Origin of the sequence: Alkalihalobacillus sp. R86527 (assembly GCF_042466185.1) — a bacterium.
In the GTDB taxonomy this organism is placed as follows: domain Bacteria; phylum Bacillota; class Bacilli; order Bacillales; family Guptibacillaceae; genus Guptibacillus.
The window spans coordinates 3,378,756-3,401,474 of record NZ_JAXHBW010000001.1 but is presented as its reverse complement, the minus strand read 5'-3'; the positions used below and the strand labels follow the sequence as shown (position 1 = coordinate 3,401,474).

The 22,719-nt window shown below is 40.3% G+C and carries 18 protein-coding genes; 14 read left to right on the top strand and 4 right to left on the bottom strand.

Annotation, left to right across the window (positions count from 1 at the left end; translation table 11 throughout):
• Positions 1-391 precede the first annotated feature (391 nt).
• The 3 genes from SJY16_RS17675 (at position 392) to SJY16_RS17665 (ending at position 7,074) form a co-directional block, all read left to right on the top strand.
• Positions 392-4,669: a S8 family serine peptidase gene (locus tag SJY16_RS17675; RefSeq protein ID WP_377891256.1), complete on the top strand. Its 4,278-nt coding sequence runs from the start codon at positions 392-394 to the stop codon at positions 4,667-4,669.
• 227 nt (positions 4,670-4,896) lie between these two features.
• The gene (locus SJY16_RS17670) at positions 4,897-5,469 is read left to right on the top strand and encodes an SCO family protein (protein ID WP_377891255.1); all 573 of its coding nucleotides are present in this window, start codon (positions 4,897-4,899) and stop codon (positions 5,467-5,469) included.
• 165 nt (positions 5,470-5,634) lie between these two features.
• Positions 5,635-7,074 (top strand): NADP-dependent isocitrate dehydrogenase, encoded by a 1,440-nt coding sequence (locus SJY16_RS17665; protein WP_377891253.1) that lies wholly within the window; start codon positions 5,635-5,637, stop codon positions 7,072-7,074.
• A 146-nt stretch (positions 7,075-7,220) separates the two neighbouring features.
• Here SJY16_RS17665 and SJY16_RS17660 read toward each other — a convergent pair whose 3' ends face one another.
• The 3 genes from SJY16_RS17660 to SJY16_RS17650 form a co-directional block, all read right to left on the bottom strand.
• Positions 7,221-7,787 carry an NADPH-dependent FMN reductase gene (locus tag SJY16_RS17660; protein ID WP_377891251.1) on the bottom strand — a complete coding sequence of 189 codons (567 nt, stop codon included), beginning with the start codon at positions 7,785-7,787 and terminating at the stop codon, positions 7,221-7,223.
• Positions 7,788-7,903: 116 nt separating this feature from the next.
• A complete protein-coding gene (locus tag SJY16_RS17655) occupies positions 7,904-8,554 on the bottom strand; it encodes a response regulator (protein WP_377891249.1) in 651 nt (216 codons plus the stop codon).
• A gap of 12 nt (positions 8,555-8,566) precedes the next feature.
• A complete protein-coding gene (locus tag SJY16_RS17650) occupies positions 8,567-10,165 on the bottom strand; it encodes a GAF domain-containing sensor histidine kinase (protein ID WP_377891248.1) in 1,599 nt (532 codons plus the stop codon).
• A gap of 106 nt (positions 10,166-10,271) precedes the next feature.
• Between SJY16_RS17650 and SJY16_RS17645 the strand changes: the two genes are divergently transcribed.
• Together SJY16_RS17645 and SJY16_RS17640 are read left to right on the top strand one after the other, a co-directional pair.
• On the top strand, positions 10,272-11,621 hold the full coding sequence (locus SJY16_RS17645; protein ID WP_377891247.1) for a TrkH family potassium uptake protein: 1,350 nt from the start codon (positions 10,272-10,274) through the stop codon (positions 11,619-11,621).
• Positions 11,622-11,733: 112 nt separating this feature from the next.
• Complete coding sequence (locus tag SJY16_RS17640) at positions 11,734-12,225, top strand: universal stress protein (RefSeq protein WP_377891246.1); 492 nt, start codon at positions 11,734-11,736, stop codon at positions 12,223-12,225.
• Positions 12,226-12,271: 46 nt separating this feature from the next.
• On the opposite strand, the gene SJY16_RS17635 is transcribed toward SJY16_RS17640, so the two are convergent.
• The gene (locus tag SJY16_RS17635; protein ID WP_377891244.1) at positions 12,272-12,625 is read right to left on the bottom strand and encodes a YuzC family spore coat inner layer protein; all 354 of its coding nucleotides are present in this window, start codon (positions 12,623-12,625) and stop codon (positions 12,272-12,274) included.
• Between the two features lie 138 nt (positions 12,626-12,763).
• On the opposite strand from SJY16_RS17635, the gene SJY16_RS17630 reads away from it, so the two are divergent.
• The 9 genes from SJY16_RS17630 (at position 12,764) to SJY16_RS17590 (ending at position 22,713) form a co-directional block, all read left to right on the top strand.
• Positions 12,764-13,003, top strand: a complete 240-nt coding sequence (locus SJY16_RS17630; RefSeq protein ID WP_377891243.1) for a hypothetical protein — start codon at positions 12,764-12,766, stop codon at positions 13,001-13,003.
• A 91-nt stretch (positions 13,004-13,094) separates the two neighbouring features.
• The gene (locus SJY16_RS17625) at positions 13,095-14,579 is read left to right on the top strand and encodes a hypothetical protein (RefSeq protein ID WP_377891241.1); all 1,485 of its coding nucleotides are present in this window, start codon (positions 13,095-13,097) and stop codon (positions 14,577-14,579) included.
• 5 nt (positions 14,580-14,584) lie between these two features.
• Positions 14,585-15,028 (top strand): GNAT family N-acetyltransferase, encoded by a 444-nt coding sequence (locus SJY16_RS17620; RefSeq protein ID WP_377891239.1) that lies wholly within the window; start codon positions 14,585-14,587, stop codon positions 15,026-15,028.
• A 95-nt stretch (positions 15,029-15,123) separates the two neighbouring features.
• Positions 15,124-17,505 carry a DUF7408 domain-containing protein gene (locus SJY16_RS17615; protein WP_377891237.1) on the top strand — a complete coding sequence of 794 codons (2,382 nt, stop codon included), beginning with the start codon at positions 15,124-15,126 and terminating at the stop codon, positions 17,503-17,505.
• Positions 17,498-18,424, top strand: coding sequence for an ABC transporter ATP-binding protein (locus SJY16_RS17610; protein WP_377891234.1), 927 nt, complete (start codon positions 17,498-17,500; stop codon positions 18,422-18,424). Before SJY16_RS17615 ends, SJY16_RS17610 begins: the two co-directional genes overlap by 8 nt.
• A 1-nt stretch (position 18,425) precedes the next feature.
• Positions 18,426-19,286, top strand: a complete 861-nt coding sequence (locus SJY16_RS17605; RefSeq protein ID WP_377891232.1) for an ABC transporter permease — start codon at positions 18,426-18,428, stop codon at positions 19,284-19,286.
• Positions 19,283-20,845: a hypothetical protein gene (locus SJY16_RS17600; RefSeq protein ID WP_377891230.1), complete on the top strand. Its 1,563-nt coding sequence runs from the start codon at positions 19,283-19,285 to the stop codon at positions 20,843-20,845. The genes SJY16_RS17605 and SJY16_RS17600 overlap by 4 nt, the downstream gene beginning before the upstream one ends.
• 3 nt (positions 20,846-20,848) lie before the next feature.
• Positions 20,849-21,844 carry an AAA family ATPase gene (locus SJY16_RS17595; RefSeq protein WP_377891229.1) on the top strand — a complete coding sequence of 332 codons (996 nt, stop codon included), beginning with the start codon at positions 20,849-20,851 and terminating at the stop codon, positions 21,842-21,844.
• The gene (locus tag SJY16_RS17590; RefSeq protein WP_377891228.1) at positions 21,841-22,713 is read left to right on the top strand and encodes a DUF58 domain-containing protein; all 873 of its coding nucleotides are present in this window, start codon (positions 21,841-21,843) and stop codon (positions 22,711-22,713) included. The genes SJY16_RS17595 and SJY16_RS17590 overlap by 4 nt, the downstream gene beginning before the upstream one ends.
• Positions 22,714-22,719: the final 6 nt, after the last annotated feature.

Genomic DNA, 22,719 nt, shown 5'->3' with positions numbered 1-22,719 from the left:
AATCGTATATTTTATAGAAATTTCAATAAATGATAAAAAGATTATCTTTTAATGTTGATAAAAATCCTACTTTTTGTGGAGCTTGAAAGATTAGAAAATGAATTGTAGTTATTTGGTCTTAGCTGTTAGTTGTGTTTTACGATTATAGGTGAATAGACCTATGTATTGAATAAATCTAAGGATATAAACTCTTATATCTTTTTGGAAGAAATAAACAGGAGATAAGTCACTTTTTTATATTAAAAGTACAATGGTTTATTTGATGTATTTTCTGAAAATTTTGTCATTTTTGATTTTATTCTGATAAATACTGGTATAGCATGGAGGATAAAGTTGGAACACAGGAGGGAGGAGGAGACGCTTTACCACAACAAATAAGGGAGGAAGAAATTTGAAGAAGCAAAGACGTAGAATGCTCATGGTATTTGCTTGTTTTATTCTCCTCATCACGAGCTTCATGCAGCCAGCCATGCAAGCAAACGCCGGAAACACATCGTCCGTATCGATGAAAGATGAAAGCGATCGAATCAATAAGAAAGTAACCAAAGCTTTCGAGAAAAACGAAAAAGTGACGTTTTTGATAAAATTTGCTGAACAGGCAGACACCACAAAAGCAGCCAAAAAAGCGAAAGATAACGCTAAGAAAAAGAATTTAACTTCATTGCAAGCAGAGATCACACAACGATCTGCAGTCGTGAATGCACTTAGAGCTACTGCTATTGAAACGCAAGCCGGTGTCACAACTTACTTAGAACAACAAGAGCAAAAAGGCAATGCCGAAGACATAAAATCATTTTACATTGTGAACGGGATGGCAGTAACTGCAACGAAAAAAGTAATGAAGCATCTTGCATCAATGCCAGAAGTGGAAAAGATACTTCCTAATGAAACAAGACAGATTCAGCCAGTTGCAGATAAAACAAAGCCAAAGACAATGGCAGATACTCAATCGATTGAATGGAATATTGAACGAGTAGGAGCTCCGGAAGTTTGGGGTATGGGAATTGATGGAGCGGGGACGGTCGTTGCCAATATTGATACCGGTGTTCAGTGGGATCATCCGGCTCTAATGGAACAGTATAGAGGTTACAGTTCCGAAGGAGTAGATCATGAATTTAACTGGTTTGATGCTGTTAGCGGCGAAGAAGCTCCATACGATGACCTTGCACATGGAACACATACGATGGGTACGATGGTTGGAGTTGAACAGGATGGTTCAAATCAAATCGGAGTTGCTCCAGGTGCGAAGTGGATTGCAGTTAAGGCATTTAGCGAAGATGGAGGATCAGATATTGATCTTCTTGAAGCAGGAGAATGGATTATTGCTCCGAAAGATGCTGAAGGAAATCCACATCCAGAAAAAGCACCAGACGTAGTGAATAACTCCTGGGGAGGCGGGCCAGGTCTTGATGAGTGGTATCGTCCAATGGTTCAAAATTGGCGAAATGCCGATATATTCCCTGAATTTTCAGCTGGAAATACAACGTTATTTAATCCAGGGGGCCCAGAGTCAATCGCTACACCTGCAAATTATCCAGAGTCATTTGCTACAGGAGCGACAGACATTAATGATTCACTCGGAAGCTTTTCACTGCAAGGACCGTCCCCTTATGATGAAGTAAAACCTGACGTTTCAGCTCCAGGCGTCAATATACGTTCCGCAGTACCAGGGGGTGACTATGAAGGAGGATGGAATGGTACATCGATGGCTGGACCTCACGTTTCAGCGATTGCAGCTCTTCTTCTTCAAGCAGATCCGTCGTTAACGGTTGATGAAATCGAAGACATTTTTTTCAGTACCGTTACGCCACTTACAGATGATGAATTTCCAGATTCTCCTAATAATGGTTACGGTTATGGATTAGTAAATGCCTTTGATGCCGTTTCTTCTGTTATCAGTGGTCTTGGTACATTAGAAGGAGAGGTCATGAAGGAAGGAAATGATGAAGAAGAGCCAACCTATCAACATGAGGCAGCTTCAGAAGCTTATGCAGGAATGGATCTTCCTTTGACCATCACGGCTTCAGATAATGTCAGCGTAACAAATGTAGAGCTTGAATATGCTTTTGAGGGAGAATGGATTTCAACAGGTGCTACGAGAGTTGATGGAAACTACCTTTCTGGAACCTATCAAGCTACTATACCTGGTGAAAATATCGATGAACCTTCCGTTAGTTATCGATTTAAAGTTGAAGACTATGGCGGACATGTTGTTACAACAGACGACTATCAAGTGGAAATTATTCCTGGCATCACAACAGGCTATGAGAGTGATTTTGAATCAGACCCTGATGGATGGATGAGCTGGGGTGAAAACAATTCTTGGGAGTGGGGAGCACCATCCGATCTTGAAGCCTTCTCCGGAGAAAAAGTTTATGGTACTAACCTTGATGGAGCATATGACAACAGTTCGAATATGACGTTAATGATGCCACCTATTGATCTCGGAGATGGTGAAACATATCTTCAGTTTAGTCAGTGGTATGAACTTGAAAGAAACTATGATTATGGTCATTTATTCATTTCAACCGATCAGGAAAATTGGGAAGCCCTTAGGGAATACAATAATCTTTCTGATGGGTGGATGAGTGAAGAGGTTGATCTATCTTCTTATGAGAATCAACGTATTTATTTGGCTTTTCACGTTGAAACGGATGGTAGTGTGATGAAGCAGGGCTGGTATATTGATGATGTGAAGTTATCATCTGAGCCGATGGAAGTCGCTGCTAAGAAGACTATGAAAGCCTCTACCCAGCCGGTTGTTGAGAAATCTAGCGTAAAAGCGAAAGAGAAGGTCGTTCCTAGCAAACTTAAACCTACACCACTTTTCGATGTGAAAGTTCCTGATCAACAGAAGCCAGCCCCAGCACCTCAAGCATTGCCGCTTCAAGCAGAAGTGTCTATTGTAGAAACAGGGCGCTCGTCAACGACAGATTTGGAAGATGGAAGCTATTCCATGACTCATGCAGCAGGTGAATACACAGCTATTGCAGAAGCATATGGGTATCAATCAGAAACTCAGGAAGTAACAATAGCTGATGATGAAATAACGGAAGCTGATTTCACTTTAGAAGCCATTCCTGAGGGAGAGATCGAAGGAACAGTAACGAATAGTGAAACGGGAGAACCAATCGAAGGCGCGACCGTCTTACTAGTAGAAGATGCTGCTATAGCACCAGTTCAAACCAATGAAGAAGGTCACTATTCATTAACAGGATATGAAGGAGACTATACGTTAAAAGTTCTTGCGGCTGGTTACTATAGTGAAACATTTACCATCACAGTGGAAGCTGGTGAAACCGTTGTTCAACATGCAGAGCTTTCTCCATTTATTGGGTACGAAGGGGAGATTGGCTATGATGATGGCACGGCAGAAAATGCACGAGCGTTCTATGATGCTGGTAACGGTTGGGCCGTTAAAATGTCACTGGCAGAAGGTCAAGAACGCGCCCTTGTAACAGGAGGATTATTTCGATTCTGGAATACGGAATGGCCAAACCCAGGCGGGACAGATTTCAAAGTTGAAATTCATGATGCTTCAGGTCCAGATGGAGCACCAGGGAAGAAGCTCGCTGGTCCAATTGACGCAACGGCTCTTCGAAATGGTGAATGGACAATGGTCGACCTCGCTGATCAGGGAGTTATTGTAGAAGGTGATTTTTATCTCACTTATATTCAAGCAGATGATAATCCAAATGCTCCGGGACTTGCTACAGATGAGGACGGAGAATATGTCGACCGTAGTTGGCAATATGTAAGTGGAGCATGGTCGAAGGCTCCTGAAGAAGAAGGGAACTATATGATTCGTGCAGTTGTTGACTATGAGTTAACAGCACCTATGATTACCTCTCCAAAAGATAACGCTTATACGAATAAAACGTCGATACTAGTTGAAGGGGAAACAGCACCTTCCACTACAGTACACCTTTATAATAATGGTGAAGAGAAAGTGACGACATCTTCGGATGATGACGGTTACTTTGCAGAAGAAGTTCAATTGAGCGAAGGAGAAAATAGCTTGACTGCGCGGGCAGCTACCGACAGAGGAATGACAGAAGAATCTGATGCCGTTCTCGTCATTTTGGATAAAGATAAGCCAGAGCTAACAATCACTTCTCCAAAAGATGAGTGGAAAACGAATAAAGGTTCTGTAACAGTCAAAGGTGATATCAGCGATGAAAACCTTGCTTGGGTAAAAGTGAATGGTACAAAAGCGAAAGTAGAAGATGGAACGTATTCGCTTCGCATTTTACTAGAGCAAGGTGAAAACAAAATCAAAGTTGTAGCAAAAGATAAAGCAGGAAATAAGAAAAAGCAATCCATTACTGTTTATACCCAACAAGAAGAGTTGGAGATTAGCAATGTAAAGCCTGATCAACCTAAAGATCTTCAAGCTGGTGAATCGGTGAAAATTGAGTTTGATAGTAAACCTGGAATAAAGGCTACATTTTCAATTCAAATGCCTCTCGTAAATCCAACTATGATGCCTAATAGTGTAACAGAATTTCCAATGATGGAAGTATCAGAAGGGCATTACGAAGGGTATTGGACAGCTACTTCTAATGTTGTGGCAAAAGGCACTAAAGTGGAAGTGAAAGTAAAGGATTCATATGGAAATGAATCGAGGAAAATCGCTGAAGGTTTATTGAATATCAATGTAGATGAATAGAATGAATAGAGGCTGGGAGAAAACCTAGTAATAAAAGTGGTCCGTGAACAATGTCATTGTTTACGGGCCACTCTTTTATGTTTTGTCTTAAACATTTCAGGCTAGTTAGATCCTAGCCTCTTGCTATTTCAATAAATGATCAAAATTAACGAATAAAACGTATGGCAAGTCGATTATATATCATATATGGTAGAAGGAGAACGATTACGTATGGAGGGAAGAGAGTAATGCAAAAGAAACTAACATTGATTATCGGCCTTATCAGTATCTTGCTGTTGGCGGCATGCGGACAAGATGTACCCGACGATCTTGATTGGGAAGTTGAGGAATTTACATATACTGATCACACGAACAATGATTTTGGTCTTAAGGATTTAGAAGGCGACGTATGGCTTGCGAACTTCATCTTTACGAATTGTGATACGGTATGTCCGCCTATGACTTCCAATATGTCTAAAATTCAAGATAAATTAGCAGAGAAAGATATCGATGCAGAAATCGTATCGTTTAGTGTAGATCCAGAACGTGACACACCGGAACAACTCGAAACATTTTCACAGAAATTCGATGCAGATTTGTCTAACTGGCATTTTCTAACAGGATATGATGGAGATGAAATAAAAGAATTTGCAAAGAATAGCTTTCAAACATTAGCGTTACCAGATCCAAATTCTGACCAATTTACTCACGGTACTTCTTTTTACCTTGTTAATAAAGAAGGAACTGTCGTAAAAAAATATGAAGGTGTTTCGAACGTTAAGTACGAAGAAATCGTAGACGATGTGAAAGCACTACAATAAAAAAGAACCTCTTGATTGAGGTTCTTTTGTTTTATAGCATTCCGTTACTGTACCTTGCTAAATTGACAAAAAACAACAGGGTTTCTATAATAACGAAGGAAAGCGATAACATAAATGGTTTATCATAGAATCTTTGAGATTGACCAGAGAGAAGGAGAGAGAACCATGGCAGAAAAGCGTCCGATTACAGTTGCGACAGGGGACGGGATAGGTCCTGAAATTATGGAAGCAACAATGCACATTCTAGAAAAAGCTGGTGCAGAGATCGAGCCAGAGTATATCGATGTAGGTGAAAAGGTTTATCTTACAGGCAACTCTACTGGGATTCCACAAGAAGCATGGGATTCACTACGTCGAACAAAAGTGTTTTTGAAAGCGCCGATTACAACACCTCAGGGTGGAGGCTATAAAAGCTTGAACGTTACGATAAGAACAGCTATGGGATTGTATGCAAACGTTCGCCCCTGTGTATCTTATAGCCCAGTGATCGAAAATAAACATCCAGACATGGACTTAGTGATCGTTCGTGAAAATGAGGAAGATCTATATGCAGGAATCGAACACCAACAAACTCCTGATGTTGTTCAAAGCCTGAAGTTAATTTCTCGTCCTGGCTCTGAACGCATTGTGCGATATGCATTTGAATACGCTCGTCAAAACAATCGCAAAAAAGTTACGTGCTTAGTCAAAGATAATATTATGAAATTGAGTGATGGATTATTTCATCAAGTATTTAAAGAAATTGCAGCTGAATATCCTGACATCGAATCTAGCCACTATATTGTTGATATCGGTATGGCGCGTCTTGCAGATACGCCTGAAGAGTTTGATGTCATCGTTACTCCTAACCTTTATGGTGATATTGCATCAGATATCGCAGCCCAAATTGCAGGAAGCGTAGGGCTGGCAGGATCTGCGAACATCGGCGATGAAATCGCAATGTTTGAAGCGATTCACGGAAGTGCTCCTGATATCGCAGGAAAGGAAATTGCGAATCCATCTGGACTTTTACATGGAGCAATCATGATGCTCGTTCATATTGGACAGCCTGAAGCTGCAGAAAAAGTTCATAATGCATGGTTGAAAACTCTTGAAGATGGCGTTTTAACAGGTGATATGGCAAGAGGAAAAGCTTCTGTAGGAACGAAAGAATTCGCTACAGCTGTTGTTGACCGTCTTGGACAATCTCCATCTACCCTTGAACCAGTTACGTATAGTAAGAAAACCATTCAAAAAGAAAAAGATTTTAAACGACCTAAACATGAAGTGGAACGTGAACTAGACGGAACGGATGTCTTCTTATTCAACAACACTCTTACAGTTGATGAAATTGGTCAAAAGCTTGAAAGAGCAGCAGGAGATACGTTTGAATTCGTGATGATGACAAACAGAGGTGTCAAAGTATATCCTAATGGTTTCTCTGAGACGTTCCTTTCTGACCATTGGCGTTGTCGTTTCCATAAGGGAGAAGGACAACAGGTTAAGCAGTCAGAGATTCGTGAATTGCTTTCACGCATTGAAGATGAAGAGCTTGATTGGATTAAGATTGAAAACCTCTATCGTTTCAATGGGAAAATTGCTTATTCATTAGCACAAGGTCAGTAAGAGCGCCGTTTGCGCTCTTCTGTTTGTAGAGAAACCCTGGTTATTGAGCTCCCTATCTGTTGATTGGAGCATCCAGAAGCGGAAATCACCACCATAACTGTGGGAGATGGTTCTTAAGACTTTCTCAACAATCTGAAAACGCATCCTTAGCTGGATGCGTTTTGTTGTTTTTGTGCTGAGCTTTGGCTAACCTGGGTGGTGAGGGATACTAGTTCATTCACTACAACTGTTAATCGTTCTTTCGCTTTACTATCTGCCATATCGCCTTTCTCATCAAAACATGTAGGGTCAGCACAGAACTGATCTGGTAGCGCAAGAGCATATAAGCCTCGCATAACCGTTCTCATGTTGTTAAGGGCATTGATTCCACCTTTTCCTCCACCACCAACGGATGCGAGGGCTGCAGGCTTGTGTTTAAAGTGGCTGCCACCTAGGAAATCAAGTGCGTTTTTTAGAGCACCACTCATCCCATTATGGTACTCAGGAGAGCAAAGAAAGAAAGCATCTGCTTTCGTTGCATATTGTACGAGGCGTTTCACCTCTGGGTGCTCTAAATCGCTAGACTCTCCTTTGAACAGTGGTAGCTCATGAAAGTTAACATCAAAAGAGAAGACATTGATTCCTTTCTCATCTAGCTGGTCGATAATGGTATTCGTTAAATTGCGTGTCATCGATTTCTCTCTTGGACTGCCATTGATTACGAGAATGTTCATAGTTAAACTCCTTCCAATCTAATAAAATAGTTTGGCTTTGCTTCTATTAATAGATTATCAAAATTATAAGTGACAAGAATCCACAGAAGGGCTGAATAGATTCTCAGCCTTTAGTCTTAGTTAGCATCAAACCAGTTTTTTCTGGTGGCCAGTAACGCTGCTTGTGTTCGATCATGTAGACCGAGTTTTGAAAGGACACTACTTACGTGAGTTTTTACGGTTTTTTCTGTAATGTACAACGTCGTAGCGATTTCTTTGTTGCTTTTTCCACTCGTAATTTCGCGTAAGACATCTTGTTCTCTCGGCGTTAGGATATTGAGCCTTGGTTCGTCTGCTTTGTCATCCTTCTCAGACATATGTGAAATGATCTGATTAGTTGCTTGAGGGTGGAGATGACGATGCCCTTTGAAAGCAGCACGTATTGTGAAAATAAGTTCGTCTGGATCGATATCTTTTAATTGATAGCCTTCTGCTCCTGCACGTATAGCAGGCAAAACATGTTCTTGGTCTCCGAAACTTGTGAGGATGATGATTTTAGTTCTCGGTAGGTTCTGCTTTACTTGCTTAGTTGCTTCAATTCCATCCATCTCTGGCATGATGAGGTCCATCAAAATTACGTCTGGCTTTAGTTCTGCCGCTAAGTTAACAGCCTCTTGTCCAGTTGATGCTTCACCAACAATTTCAATATCTTTCTGCGTTTGTAGGAAGAGTCGTAGCCCCTTTCGGACCATCAAATGATCATCTGCAAGAAGAAGTTTAATGTTCATATCTATCCCTTTCTACTTCAAGATCGGTAGCACAACGGTAACGGTTGTGCCTTGTTTCGGACTACTATTAATAGTTAATGAGCCATTAAGTAGTTCTGTGCGTTCTTTCATTCCCTGTATTCCTAATGTAAGGGTGGTGAGAGCTGGATCAAATCCCTGGCCTCTATCTTGAATTGTGAGCGAGACTTCTTTGTCATGAATCTCTAGAATAATCTTTACTTCTTTCACTTTTGCATGATTGCTTACATTGTTCAAGGCTTCTTGACCTATTCTCCACAACGCTTCTTCAATAAATCTGGGTAATTCTTTCATTCCTTGAATGTCGCAATGTGGCTCTAAGCTAAGTCCAACCGCATAGGATTTCAATGAGGTCATGAGACCCGCTTCCATTCCTGTTGGTCGAAGCTGCCAAATCAAGGTTCTCATTTCGCGCATCGCGTCCTGAGCTAACTGCTGTATGTCTGTTAGCGCATCTGTTAGGACAGGATTCTCCTCTTGTTGTGAACGACATGCACCTTTCGCTGTCATAGATAAGGAGAAAAGTTTTTGACTAACTGAATCATGAAGATCTTGAGCGAGCCTGTTCCGCTCTTCAGCGAGAAGCAACTCTTGTTTCTTGTAATTTATTTTCACATGTTCAATTGCAAGTGCCATATGATCAGCGATCGCCTTAGTAACTTCTATTTCACTGTTTTCAAAGGAGATTTCCTCAATCTTGGACACGACTAAAACACCTATGTGCTCGTCTCTTACTGAGACAGGGAGTGATAATGTTGAAGTGGCATCTGGATATAGAATAAATTCATTAGTGGTTTCGTGGCTTTTCTGTTCATCGAAAGCCCGTTTAATCATTGGAAGCTCTTTCTCAGAAAATCGTTCTCTGGCATTCATGATCTTCCCATTTGAAAACCGTTTCGTTACTAACAAATCGTTGTCACCTTTAGTGAAGAATCCGACAAAAGGCCATTCGTAACATTTGCCAGTGTTTTTCATAACGATGTCGATGATGTGGTCAACACGTTCTTGATTCCAAAGTTCTCTTGTAATCGTTTCGAGTTTTGAGAAATTCTCGCCACGCCTTTGTTCACTTTGAAACAATAACGTTCGTTTGATAGCGGTCCCAATTTGAAATGCAACTGATTCTAGTAACGTTAATTCTTCATCAGAAAATTGTTCTTTGCCCGGAGACCCTACGTTAAGTAACCCAAATGTTTCACCCGCTGCGGTAAGAGGGACTGTAGCATGATGAGTGAGCCCTTCAGTATCTCCAATTTTCAGGTTGGTAGCATCCTCAAGTCGTTTACATTCGATAATGTTTACTGCCTGCTTCAATCTTCCATCCCAGTATCGATTCAAACACCAACAAGAACCTCGGGACATTAACTGTTTATCATTTTGTGAGAGTGCTTGTGGTAACGCTGAGTCTGCAGCGCAGGTGAAGTTCATTCTTTCATCCGTAAGAAATATCCATCCGGTTTTTAGACCGGTTACATTTAGCAGCTCTTCTAGCACGGTTTGTAACATCTCATTTAGATCAGTAGAGCGGTTTAATGTTTCAGCGATCGTTTTAAGCGTCAATAATTCTTGTTCATGATTTTGCTCATTTTTCATGGACTTTCCCTCCGAGGATAGAACAAAATGGTAGAGTTTATTATACTATAAATACGGCGATTATCTAACTATCACTAATTTTTCGAGTTAGAATGGGGGGGCATATTTGAAGATTAAAGAAAAAGCGACCGAACTATCTTCTGTACAACTGATCGTTCTCTTTTATGTAGGTGCTGTTATTCTATCAACTGTTTTATTAAGCCTTCCATTTGCGCATAAAGCTGATATTGAATGGCGTTTCATAGATGCTTTATTTACAGCTGTTAGTGCAATTAGCGTCACAGGTTTAACAGTCGTATCTACAGCAGATACATTTAGCGATATTGGTACATATATCCTGGCATTCGTTTTACAATTTGGCGGGATAGGCATTATGACCCTCGGTACTTTTATTTGGTTATTAATTGGTAAGAAGATTGGAATGAAGGAAAGAAAGTTAATCAGTACTGATCAGAATAGAGGGACTCTTTCAGGACTAGTGAAGTTAATGAGGCAAATACTAGGGATGATTATTTTATTTGAAGCAATTGGGACGCTGATTTTGGGAGTGTATTTTTTGAAGTACTTCCCTTCATGGCAGGAGGCTTTTCACCAGGGCTTTTTCGCTGCAGTAAGTGCAACAACTAATGCAGGGTTCGACATCACAGGGAACTCACTTGTTCCATTTGCGGATGATTATTTTGTGCAAACAATAAATATGATATTGCTGATCCTTGGCGCGATAGGATTTCCCGTGCTCATTGAATTAAAAGATTATTTATTTCAAAGGAAAGAAAAAACTATTTATCGCTTCACATTATTTACGAAAGTTACAACACTCACTTTTTTTATATTGGTTTTTCTAGGTGCAGGACTTATATGGTTGCTAGAGATACAAAATTTCATGGTAGGTAAAACCTGGGATCAAGCGTTGTTTTATTCATTATTTCAATCTGTTACGACTAGAAATGGCGGTCTAGCTACCATGGATGTAAATGAATTTACGCAGGCTACGAAGCTCTGGTTATGTTTATTGATGTTTATTGGAGCTTCACCAAGCAGTGTGGGGGGAGGCATACGAACGACCACATTTGCGGTTGGGATATTAACCGTCTATCATTTTGCAATGGGTAGGAAAAGTGTAAAAGTTTTCGGAAGAGAGCTATATCACGATGATATTCTTAAATCTTTCATTGTTATCTTTACTGCAACAGGAATTTGCGGCTTAGCTGTGGTGATATTGTCTGTAACAGAGCCGTTTTCATTGGTTGCGATAGTATTCGAGGTGACATCAGCCTTTGGTACGACAGGTCTTTCACTTGGAATTACACCTGAATTAAGTACAGTTGGTAAAGTTGTGATTATTTTTCTTATGTTTGTAGGAAGGATTGGAATCATCTCATTTTTGCTCATGACGAGAGCGAATGCACCAGAAGAACGATACCATTATCCTAAAGAGCAAATTATTACTGGCTAGTTATAATCTGATAACAAATATATCGTTGAGAATACGCTTCCATTTTTAGCGTTATTTTCCGAGGGGATCGGGTATACCAATACTACTTCAATCCTTGAGGAGAGTGAAAAAGATGTATTCAAGAATTCTGGTAGCCTATGATCGTTCTGAAGATAGTGAGAAAGCTTTGCATCAGGCAGTGAAACTTGCAGAACTTAATCATGCTTCGATTATGCTTGTACATGTTATGAAGGATTCGAATAAGTATTCAACACAGGCTGCAACAAGAATTCCATATGGAACAGGTAGCATTGGAAATGAAGGCCATGCTGGTGTTCCTTCTCCGGTGAATGAGCAAACAGAGGGAATAAACATCGAACGAAGTCAGGGAGAAGTCATGCTTCGCGAAGTGAAAGAAACGTTACGACATATGGGCATTACGGTCCAAACGGAAGTAAGAGTCGGAGATCCAGCGAAGGAAATTGTAGATCTTGCCATTATGAATAAAGCTGAATTGATTGTAATCGGGAGCAGAGGGTTGAGTGGTATAAAAAAATGGATGCTTGGAAGCGTAAGCCAGAAAGTGGCTCAGCAATCACCGTGTCAGGTCTTAATCGTAAAATAACTAGCTTTTCATAGAAAGAGAGCCCTTGGTTGGGCTCTCTTTTTCCTTACCAGCAAAGTTTGATCGAAAGTTCGCTGCAGTCCCTTTCATCTCCAGTATGAAGGTCGATGCGAATGGCATCTGGATTATAGCTTGTTTTGAGAGCGGATTGAACGCCGACACTTCTTATGAGGGAATGAACATAGGTGTGGTCGTTATTTTGGGCTGCATCTTTAAGTTCGTGCGCAAAGGATTGGTCGTTATGGACTTTGTTCAAGAGCTTTTTCCCGTCTTCCATAAGGTGAATACATGTACCCGCTGAGCCTTGAAAACGAGTTACCTCAACAGGTGGCATAGGTCGATTGTATTCAGTGGGGAAGTTAGGAGGTAAATATGGTGGCCTGTAATGGAAGTGGTGCATCTTGACCCCTCCTTTTTTCTTTAACTTAGTTATACGGTATGGATTTGAATAATGATGTGTCACTATCAGGTAAGTTGAGAAATAAGATTCAGGCGGGTTACAATATTGTAGACGACGCTTTAGAAGGAGTAGGGGAACTTGAAGAAATATGTTATTTTCACCATTAGTTTAATTTGTTTTTATTTTATAACGAATTTGGTCATTGGTTTGATTGTGAACAATGCTTTTCAGCCAGCCTGGCTAGGAGTATGGAGTAAAGGGCAACAACTAACGGGTACCATTACATTTGGTTTATTGTATAATCCAATCGATCTGATTAGTCTAATCGTTTCACTAGTAATCAGTCTGATCATTTCATCTAAATACAAAGCATCTTAACCGTGTAGAGAACACGGTTTTTTTGTTGGTTGCCCTTTCTTGGAAATAGAAAGAATAGTATGATAAATCTGGAAGATCGGTAAACAAAGGAGTGAATAAAATCTTTAAGAAAAACATACCGAAACTTATAGTCGTGCTCGTTGTATTCGCAGGCTTCCTATTATACATGAATTGGAGTCAGAACGATGAACCAACATTTAAAGTTAGTGAACAGTTCAATCAAGTTGATAATGAGAAAGAATTAATGAATGAGATAACAAGGAAATTGACTCGTTCTAACCTTGCTACAAACTATCAATTATTTACTGACGTTAATTACGAAAAGATTTTGATGAAAGATCGTCGTACGTTAAGGGTTGAGAAAGCCTGGTTTCGTCAAGGTACCATGCAGCTTATTTATAGCATCGATATACGTTCAGAGGACAAAGAACTATCTGACGTCCCCTATTTGATGTTTGAAGATCTTTCACTTGAAGCTGGTGGGGAAAGTCATGATTTTGATCTTTCAATAGAGGATACCAATTGGCTTGTAAAAGGCTATGTACATAATTATCGATTATATAGAGGGGTTACGATACGATTGACAGGTTCGGAAGGGAATTTTGAAGAAATTGAAAAAGTGATGGAAAACGATAAAATCGACAAAATCGTAATCGATCAACCCGAAATGATTCATGGTTCATATGAAGATAAAAAGACACTAGAGTCAATGGCAATCGATGTCTCACTTTCTACACTTCCAAATGAGAAGCTTGAGAAATTCGACCTTAATCAAACTACGACGTTAGGTGATGGAAGGACGATCGAGTGGGAAGCATTGACTTTATATATCGAGAATACAAAGCTTTCATTCAAATTGAAAAATACGAAACGTTTGTTACAAGGTTTGAAACTACGAATTACCAAACCGAATGGCGAAATATTCGAAGATCAAATAAGTGTTGGAAGGTTAGAAGATGAAGATCGTTATGAAGTAAATGTGAGGAAGTTTAAGGAGTTTCCACATGAATTCAGTCTCGAAGTAGTGGCGTTGGAATTCATGGACGAAGGGATTCCAATCACGCATACTATTTCAAAGGAAACGATTGACCAGGGTTTAGCTTTAGATAAGGGAAATTCCCAATCCATCGAGAAAAAAATCGGAAGCAAGAATGGGATGGGCATCTTCTTCGAAGGGTTATCTAACAACAACACGTATGGCGAGCCCAATCAGGACTTGTTAGGGATTTCGGTTGGACTCGAAGGTGCAGAAGGTAAACAATTTAACACATGGTTTAATTACGTCACTGAAGGAATGCAAAATTTAAAATACAACGTTACTGGTGATTCAGGATCTGATGTCTATCACTTTAAGAGTGGTCCGCTTATTGAAATAACAGATCAAAATGGAACGATTATCGAACCAAATGGTAGTTCGTTATCTCCCACACCCGATAAGGAAGTTCAAAACATCCTTATCAAGAGAGAGTTTTTTGAGAGGGCGAGCGAAATAAACATGAAGATCAGTCACTTTCCTGTCTATGAAGCTGTTACAAGTGAGAAGACGACGTTTACGTTAACAAGAAAGGGAGATTGATTATAATGAACGTTACTAGAGAGATGAAATCTTTTCCATTCGATCTTCTTCTTGATGCAGACCCTTCCTTCGAGAATGTAAAGGAGTATCTTGAACGTGGCGAGTGTTATATCGCCAACCAAAATGGAAAAGTCATCGGAGTATATGTCTTGTTGCAGAAGGGTTCTTCTGTCGAAATAGTGAATATAGCTATTGATGAAAGTGATAGAGGTCAAGGGATCGGAACGAAATTGTTACAGGATGCGCTCCTTAGAGCGAAACAAATGGGGGCTGAAACTGTTGAAATTGGGACTGGGAACTCTAGTATAGGACAGCTCGCTCTTTACCAAAAGTGCGGATTTCGAATGATGGAAATCCAACATGGTTACTTTGAAGATTACGATGAAGATATCATAGAAAACGGAATCGTTTGCAGAGATAGGATAAGGCTATCCGTTTCAATTAATTAATGTATAAAGTTCCATTTTCTTTAAGGGGAGGTGGAACTTTTTTGCATGTTCAATCGTTGAAATAATGGAAAGAAGATGAAAAGGGGGAAGAATAAGTGAAGAATGTACATAAAGCAATAGCTATCATTTTGTTTCTCGCATTCGCGATAACACTGCCTCAGCATGCAAAGGCTGCTGGGGGGATAGAAGTAGAATCAAAGATAGGAATCGACGGGAAAGCTCAAGTGGGGAAAGGATTTCCTGTTGAGCTCACCCTTAAGAACAAGGGAGAAAGTGTAAAAGGTGATTTGGTTCTTTCATCAAGTAAAGGTTATTCTACAGCCCATAATCAAGTTATTTCTGTAGAACTTGGTGAAGGAGAAGAAAAAACATATCAACTAACAGTCTCAGGGTTTGGTGAGCACATACAGCATTCCAATAATCCGTCAAAGAAAACACAGCATATTTATTTTTTTGAAGGTGGATTTGAGAAAGGAAAGCAAGTTGAACTTTCAGGCGACCTTGATCTTACTCCGTCTTTTTTGCCATTCGACCGTCTCGTTGTAGGTGTGCTCAGTGATGATCAGGATGCTTTCAATGCCATAAAAGCAGCATCGTTTAATGGTAATTCAACTGAGTTAATTCAAATGGAGTCTGTTTATCAGTCATCTGAAGCACTTGAAGTATTTGACCTTATCCTAATAAATGAATACAATGCTGCAGAGTTTTCGGATGAGCAACAGCAGAACATAGCGGATTGGGTGGAAAGAGGAGGGAACCTCGTTATTGGCAGTTCATCTAGCGTTAAGCAGCGCCTCGGGGCTCTCAGTGAATTGTTACCTCTTATGCCATCTGGCTCCGAAAGGCTGGAGGAACTATCGACTCTTAATTCTGAAGAACCATTACCTCTATCAAATTTTGAAGTAGTGACAGGAAAATTAAATGGTTCCGCAACGATTGAGTTTGAGCAAAATAACCTTCCGCTTGTTGTAAGCGATTCAGTTGGGATGGGAGAAGTCATCCAGCTGGCATATAACCCAGCCTCGAAAGAACTTGTGGAATGGGAAGGTAACGGTAAGTGGTGGGAGAAACTAATTCAAAAAACGGTCGATAAGGGAAGAAATGGTCATGGATCAACGGATGACATGCTTCAACAACTTACATATGATTCAGAGATGTTTCCTGGGTCAGTCATTTCCATACCGATATTAATTGCCTTATTTATCATCTATCTCATAGTAGTCGTACCTGTTCTTTACGTGATATTGAAGAAGAAAGATCGGCGAGAGTGGGGATGGTGGATCATTCCTTCCCTTGCATTGATTGCGAGTATAGGTATTTATGTTGTAGGGGCCAAGGATCGCCTAAAAGGAACTCAAGTGAATGAAATGATGGTTTTTGAACTTGATGAATCTGGAATAGCTTCAGGTTATGGAAGTTCCTCCATTCTGACGAATGGAAGTGGGGATTATAGCCTCTCATTTGAAGGTGATAATTTATCTGTTTCACCAAAGATGGACCACTATTCTGAAGATGTTGATCACAGCATATTTCCTATGAAAGAACAGACAAAGGATGGAGAAAAGATTACGTTTCAGGATGTAGAATACTGGTCAACAAGGTCAGCAACCGTTACTGTTCCATCTGTAGAGTTAGGAAGCCTTCAAGCTGATTTGCAGGTTGTCGATGGGAAGTTAAAAGGTGATGTTACGAGTAAATTTAAACAGGACTTAGAAAAAGTACATCTTATTAGTGGCACAAGATCTTATGACCTAGGAAGTATAAAAGGCGGTTCCAAAACGGATATCACGGTCGATGGTGTTCAGAATACGCTGATGATTGCTCCATCATCCTATGCAGCTCAAAAGACGTTTCCCAACGCGCGAAATATGCAAAACACTGAAAACTGGAAAGAATTCACTATTCTTGAATTCTATTTAACAAATGGTCTATTGAATGGTTGGAACTCATCTCCATTGTTAATCGGATATGTAGATCAATCGATCGTCAAAGCGAAGATCAATGGCAAAGCACCGAAGAGAAATAGCTTAAACATGATCGCAATGCCTATCGAGATTGATACAACTGACTCAGGAGAGTTCTCTATTAATCTAAATGAAATTATTCCAGAGATTACTACGCTTGAAGGAAATGGAGATTTTTATACTGAGCCATTAGCTAATGGTGAAAACTGGGTGGATTTAGGTAATGGGAAATTTGAGTTTAGTTATGAACTCCCTGAGTCTCTCACAAAAAAAGAGCTCACTTTCCAAGAGCTTTCCGTGAAATTTGATCAAAGCAATGGAGGCTCTGAAATTCGTTTAATGGATAAGGAAGATGGCAAGATCTTAGAGCAACAGAGCGAGAAGATAACTGAGGATGTGCAGAATTACGTCAATGACGGTAAGATCGTTTTTCAAATAAATAAAACGAGTAGTATGAAAAATCAGTTCTTTGTTCCTCGTATCAGTATAAAGGGGGAGTTTACTAGTGATTGAGATCGTAAATCTTACAAAGCGTTATGGGACGTTCACTGCGCTTGATCAACTGAATTTAACAATAGAGAAAGGAACCGTTTTTGGAGTAGTCGGACCGAATGGAGCTGGGAAGTCTACCACCTTCTCAATCCTTGCGACCCTTCTTGCACCGACGAGTGGAACAGCATACATCGATGGAATCGACGTGACACAAAATCCTTCAAAGATTAGAGAATACATCGGATATATGCCAGACTTTTTCGGTGTGTATGACTCCCTAAAAGCAGGTGAATACCTAGATTTCTATGGAGCAAGTTACGGTATTCATCCAAAAGAACGAGAAGCATTGATTCCACAATTGCTAGAACTTGTGAACTTAGCTCATAAAAAAGATACGTACGTTGATTCTCTATCAAGGGGAATGAAACAGCGTCTTTGTCTTGCACGTTGTCTAATTCATGACCCAGAGATCCTGATTCTCGATGAACCAGCTTCAGGCCTAGACCCAAGAGCAAGAGTAGAAATGCGCGATATCTTGAAAGAATTAAAAGCGATGGGGAAAACGATTTTGATTTCTTCTCATATCCTTCCAGAGCTTTCTGAAATGTGTGATTCGCTCGGAGTTATCGAAAATGGACAGCTTGTTGCAACAGGTTCAGTAAGTGCTATTCAACAACAATTAAAAGCTAACAAAGTGTTGATCGTCAATGTTCAAAGTGAGTTTGATCGTGCGCTCCAATTCTTTGAAGATCAACCACTTGCGGTCGACATTCGAAAAACAACGGAGACTGAAATTCAGTTTGGATTTAATGGAAGTGACGAAGAACAAATTGTTTTGCTGAAAGAAGCGCTACAACATAATCTACCTATACTCAGCTTCACAGAGGAAAAAACTGATCTTGAGGATATCTTTATGGAAATAACGAAAGGAGTGGAATAAGGTGAAAGCGTTGCTGTTGAATCCAGTCCTAAATAAAGAATTTAAATTAAGGCTTCGTTCATTTAAGAGCTATCTAGGGATACTCATCTATTTATTAGTACTAGGGAGCATTGGAATAGGGTTCATCTTCTTAACAACGATGAACGCGCGGATGGGCTATTTTCGACCTGAGGAAAGTCGGGTCATGTTCATGGTGCTATCGATGGTACAGCTAGCATTAATCCTATTCATGACACCTGGTCTAACAGCTGGTGTGATAAGCGGAGAACGGGAAAGACAGACGTTAAATATGCTGCTCACGACAAAGCAATCATCAGCAAGCATCATTGTAGGGAAACTATTGTCTTCGCTATCGTTTCTACTTTTGATCATTGTGGCATCATTACCACTCTACAGCATTACATTTCTCTTTGGTGGCGTAGCACCAGGAACTATTCTTGCCACTTTCGGAATCTACTTAGTTACGATACTCACAATAGGTAGTTTGGGCGTTATGTTTTCGACACTTATACGAAAAACAATCGTGTCAATGATAACAACATATGGTGTAGCGCTTTTTCTAACCGCGTTTACAGCGTTTATAGCGATGTTATCCATTCAATTCCTTTCAATGGGAGGACCGAATCAAGCGCAAAATCCAATTCCTTATCTTATGTTAATGGGTAACCCTGCTGCTGTGCTCATGACAGTCTTTGAGCCAGGTATACAGAAAGATTTATTGAAACAAAGTGGCATTTCAATTCCACTATGGATCAGCTATTTATTCACATGTGCATTCCTCATTACGTTGTCTTTATGGATCAGCATTTCAAAGCTTCGTCCGAATATGAAAGTTAGAAAAAGTAAGAGGCCGAAGGAATGACAGAAAAAGAATCGCTTCTCTCTTATTTAAAAGTCCTTCAGCGAAAGCTTCAGGTGCGATATCTATCAGAGAGAACAGGCAAGGGGTTGCTTCTAGCCCTTGGGATTGCAGTGCTCATACTTTTAATCGGTCGAATGATTGCGATGCCCTATCTTATCCAAACTGCTTTCATTAGTGCTGGAATCATTTTTTTAGTAGTTACTCTAACAGCATGGGTGAAGAAACCTCGTTTAGGTGAAGCTGCCCGGTACTTTGACCGTTTTGTAGGTGAAGATCGAGTTGAGACAGCGTTTACTTTTTTGCATGATGATTCAAATCAAATGATCCGTATACAGCGAAGTGATACTGTTCAAAGAATGAGACGTATCATGACCGAAGTTCATGAGATGAAACTGTTCTCCATGAACAAAAAACGTGTCGCTTTTTTACTAGGGACAAGTTTTATGATTATCATGATGGTTCTTTTTCCAAACAAAGTAATGGAACAAGGGCAACTTATGGAAAAAGAAAATGAATTGATGGAGAAGACAAAAAGGGAAATTGAGAACCTTTCTAAAGAAAAAGGCGGGTCGTTAGAAGATGAGAAAAAGGACTTAACAAAACAATTAGAGGAAGCAAAGTCAGCAGAGGAGCTTTTACAAACCCTACTAACAAAAGAAAAAGAGCTGAATGAATTAAAGAAAGATGCTGAGAAAGCGAAACAAAAGGTAATGAATCTCTCTGAAAAGAGTGAGGGGTTGAAGGGCATCTCTGAAGCGCTCAAGAAACTCGATCAAGAAAAGCTAACGAAAGCGATGGAAAAGTTGAAACAAGAAGAGCTCTCAGAGAAAGAGAAAAACGCTCTACAATCATTGAATAAAGAGTTGAATGGATCTGCCGAGACAAACGAACTGTCTGATGAAGAAGTCAGTGATTTAATTGAAAGCCTAGAGAAATCTCTGGAAGAGGCTATAGCGAGTGCTAGCCAGTTAGAAGGTGCAAAAGCACTTCAAAATAGCTTGCAAAGTAATGCGCAAGCACTAAACTCAGAGATGCTTGCTTCAGGTATGAATGGTGTACAATCACTTTCCTTCTCGAATTCAAATGCTTCATCAAGCTCTCAATCTAGTGGAAGCGAAGGTAGTGGATCTTCACAAGGCACAAACTCTAATTCGAACTCTGGAGAAGGACAGGGTAGCGGAAGTGCTAGCGGAAGTGGCACAGGTAGTGGAGGCAATGGATCAGGCAGCGGAACTGGAAGCGGCGCAGGAGCTGGTTCTGGAACAGGCGGATCAGCAGGTGGAACTGGACAAGGAGATAGAGAATTATTGACGGTTCCAAATCGCATGGGTGGAAAAGGCGAGGTTGAACAGGATAGTGGTGAATTAGGAGAGGGAAGTAGTGAGATGGAGGAAGCACAAGAAGCTCCTGTACTCCCTGGATCAGTCAGGTCTTATCAAGAAGTATATGGAGATTATGAAGATGGATATCGCCAAAGCGTGGAACGATTGCAGCTACCGAAACATTTAGAATCTCTCGTGAAGCAGTATTATAGCGAAATGAATCCGGAAGGGGAATAAAAGGTGATCGATTTAAAAGAACAAGAAAATAAATTGGCATACACCGCTGAGAAAATGAACGAACTTAGAGCGGAACTTGGCAAATTTATCGTAGGTCAGGAGCAGACGATCGAGCAAGTTCTGTGGACGATCTTTTCAGGTGGACATGCCTTGCTCGAAGGATTACCTGGCTTAGGAAAAACGATGCTCGTTCGAACACTTTCGGAAATAATGGACTTGAACTTCTCAAGGATTCAATATACACCGGACTTAATGCCAGGCGATATTACAGGGACGATGATGATTCAACCAGATGAAAAGGGGGGACAGTCTTTCTACTTTCATAAAGGGCCGATTTTCTCAAATATCGTACTAGCAGATGAAATTAACCGTGCTACACCGAAGACTCAGAGTTCGTTACTCGAAGCAATGCAAGAAAAAACGGTGACCGTGATGGGAGAAATGAAAGAACTTCCAAATCCGTTCTTTGTCTTAGCTACTCAAAACCCAATTGAACTTGAAGGAACGTACCCACTTCCTGAAGCACAAATGGATCGTTTTCTTGTCAAAATCGATGTGGAGTATCCTTCTCGGAGCGAATTGAAAGAGATTGCAATTCGCACGACGAGCGGTGAACATTTCGAATTAGATAAGGTGATAGATGGCCAATTCATTGTTGATGTACAGCAGCTTACGAACGAAGTTCTTGTTGCTGATAGCATCATGGACTTTGCCGTTTCACTTGTATTAAATACCCACCCTGATCAAGATGGTGCACCTGAGGCTGTTCAACAAAATGTTCGGTATGGATCGGGACCACGTGGACTCCAAGGGATTATTAAAGTAGCAAAGACAAGAGCACTCCTAGCTGGAAGAGCGAATGTATCGATCGGGGATATTAAACAAGTGGCTATACCTGTATTACGTCATAGAGTTTTCCTTAATTTCGAGGGAGAAGCTTCAGGTGTCGTAACGGATGATCTTATTATGGAAGTGATCAAAGGATTAGAAGAGAGATGATGCTATCTCCTCGTGTCCTGCAGCGATTACCTAAGCATAGGATCCAATCTACAATCCTAGCAAGGGGTACCCACAGAGGCGAAAGAAAATCTACAAAGCTAGGTACGTCACTTGAATTTTCTGATTACCGTCTTTATTCTCCTGGAGATGACTTAAGACAAATCGATTGGAATGCTTATGCGAGAACAAAAAAACACTATATAAAGAGGTTTATGGATGAGCAAGAATTGTTGATTTCTATTTATTTAGATACGACATCTTCTGTTGTGTTAAATAAGCAGAAGCGTGACTTTTCTCAATCTATTGCTGGAGCTTTCGGATACATGGGATTATGTGGAGATGATCGAGTGAGCCTTCATCCAATCGGTGAAAAAGCACCATCTTTTCAATTTCGCAAGGGAAGAGCGTATAGCAGTAAGCTATTAAGCTATATCACTTCGTTGAATCATTTGGAGGAACGAGTAACTCAATCCTTTATGAAAGAAGTTCTTCGTAAACTGCCAAAGAAATCAGGGCTCTCTATCATCATAAGTGATTTTATGGAGCCATTAGGTGAAATTAAATTATCACTGAAACGACTTCAGGCACAAAGGCAACAAGTTCGATTGGTTCAAGTACTCACAGAGGATGAATTAAATCCTCGATATAAAGGGGACTTAAAGTTAATCGATAGTGAGAATTCTCAAGAAACAAATGTATCGATGAACAAAAAAGTTCTCCAATCTTATCAAAAAAGACTAAGCGCTCATCAACATGATCTCGCGCGATTTTGTTCTGAACGTGGCATCGGCCTAGTGACATGCTCTACCTCGGATGCACTCGAAACCGTGATGTTTCGTGATTTACGTAAGAAAGGCTGGATTTTGTGAGGTGAT

Bases quoted from the DNA above. Each gene is read 5' to 3' on its own strand.
- SJY16_RS17670 (WP_377891255.1), top strand. From the start codon at position 4,897: ATGCAAAAGAAACTAACATTGATTATCGGCCTTATCAGTATCTTGCTG.
- SJY16_RS17665 (WP_377891253.1), top strand. From the start codon at position 5,635: ATGGCAGAAAAGCGTCCGATTACAGTTGCGACAGGGGACGGGATAGGT.
- SJY16_RS17660 (WP_377891251.1), bottom strand. From the start codon at position 7,787: ATGAACATTCTCGTAATCAATGGCAGTCCAAGAGAGAAATCGATGACA.
- SJY16_RS17655 (WP_377891249.1), bottom strand. From the start codon at position 8,554: ATGAACATTAAACTTCTTCTTGCAGATGATCATTTGATGGTCCGAAAG.
- SJY16_RS17650 (WP_377891248.1), bottom strand. From the start codon at position 10,165: ATGAAAAATGAGCAAAATCATGAACAAGAATTATTGACGCTTAAAACG.
- SJY16_RS17640 (WP_377891246.1), top strand. From the start codon at position 11,734: ATGTATTCAAGAATTCTGGTAGCCTATGATCGTTCTGAAGATAGTGAG.
- SJY16_RS17635 (WP_377891244.1), bottom strand. From the start codon at position 12,625: ATGCACCACTTCCATTACAGGCCACCATATTTACCTCCTAACTTCCCC.
- SJY16_RS17620 (WP_377891239.1), top strand. From the start codon at position 14,585: ATGAACGTTACTAGAGAGATGAAATCTTTTCCATTCGATCTTCTTCTT.
- SJY16_RS17600 (WP_377891230.1), top strand. From the start codon at position 19,283: ATGACAGAAAAAGAATCGCTTCTCTCTTATTTAAAAGTCCTTCAGCGA.
- SJY16_RS17590 (WP_377891228.1), top strand. From the start codon at position 21,841: ATGATGCTATCTCCTCGTGTCCTGCAGCGATTACCTAAGCATAGGATC.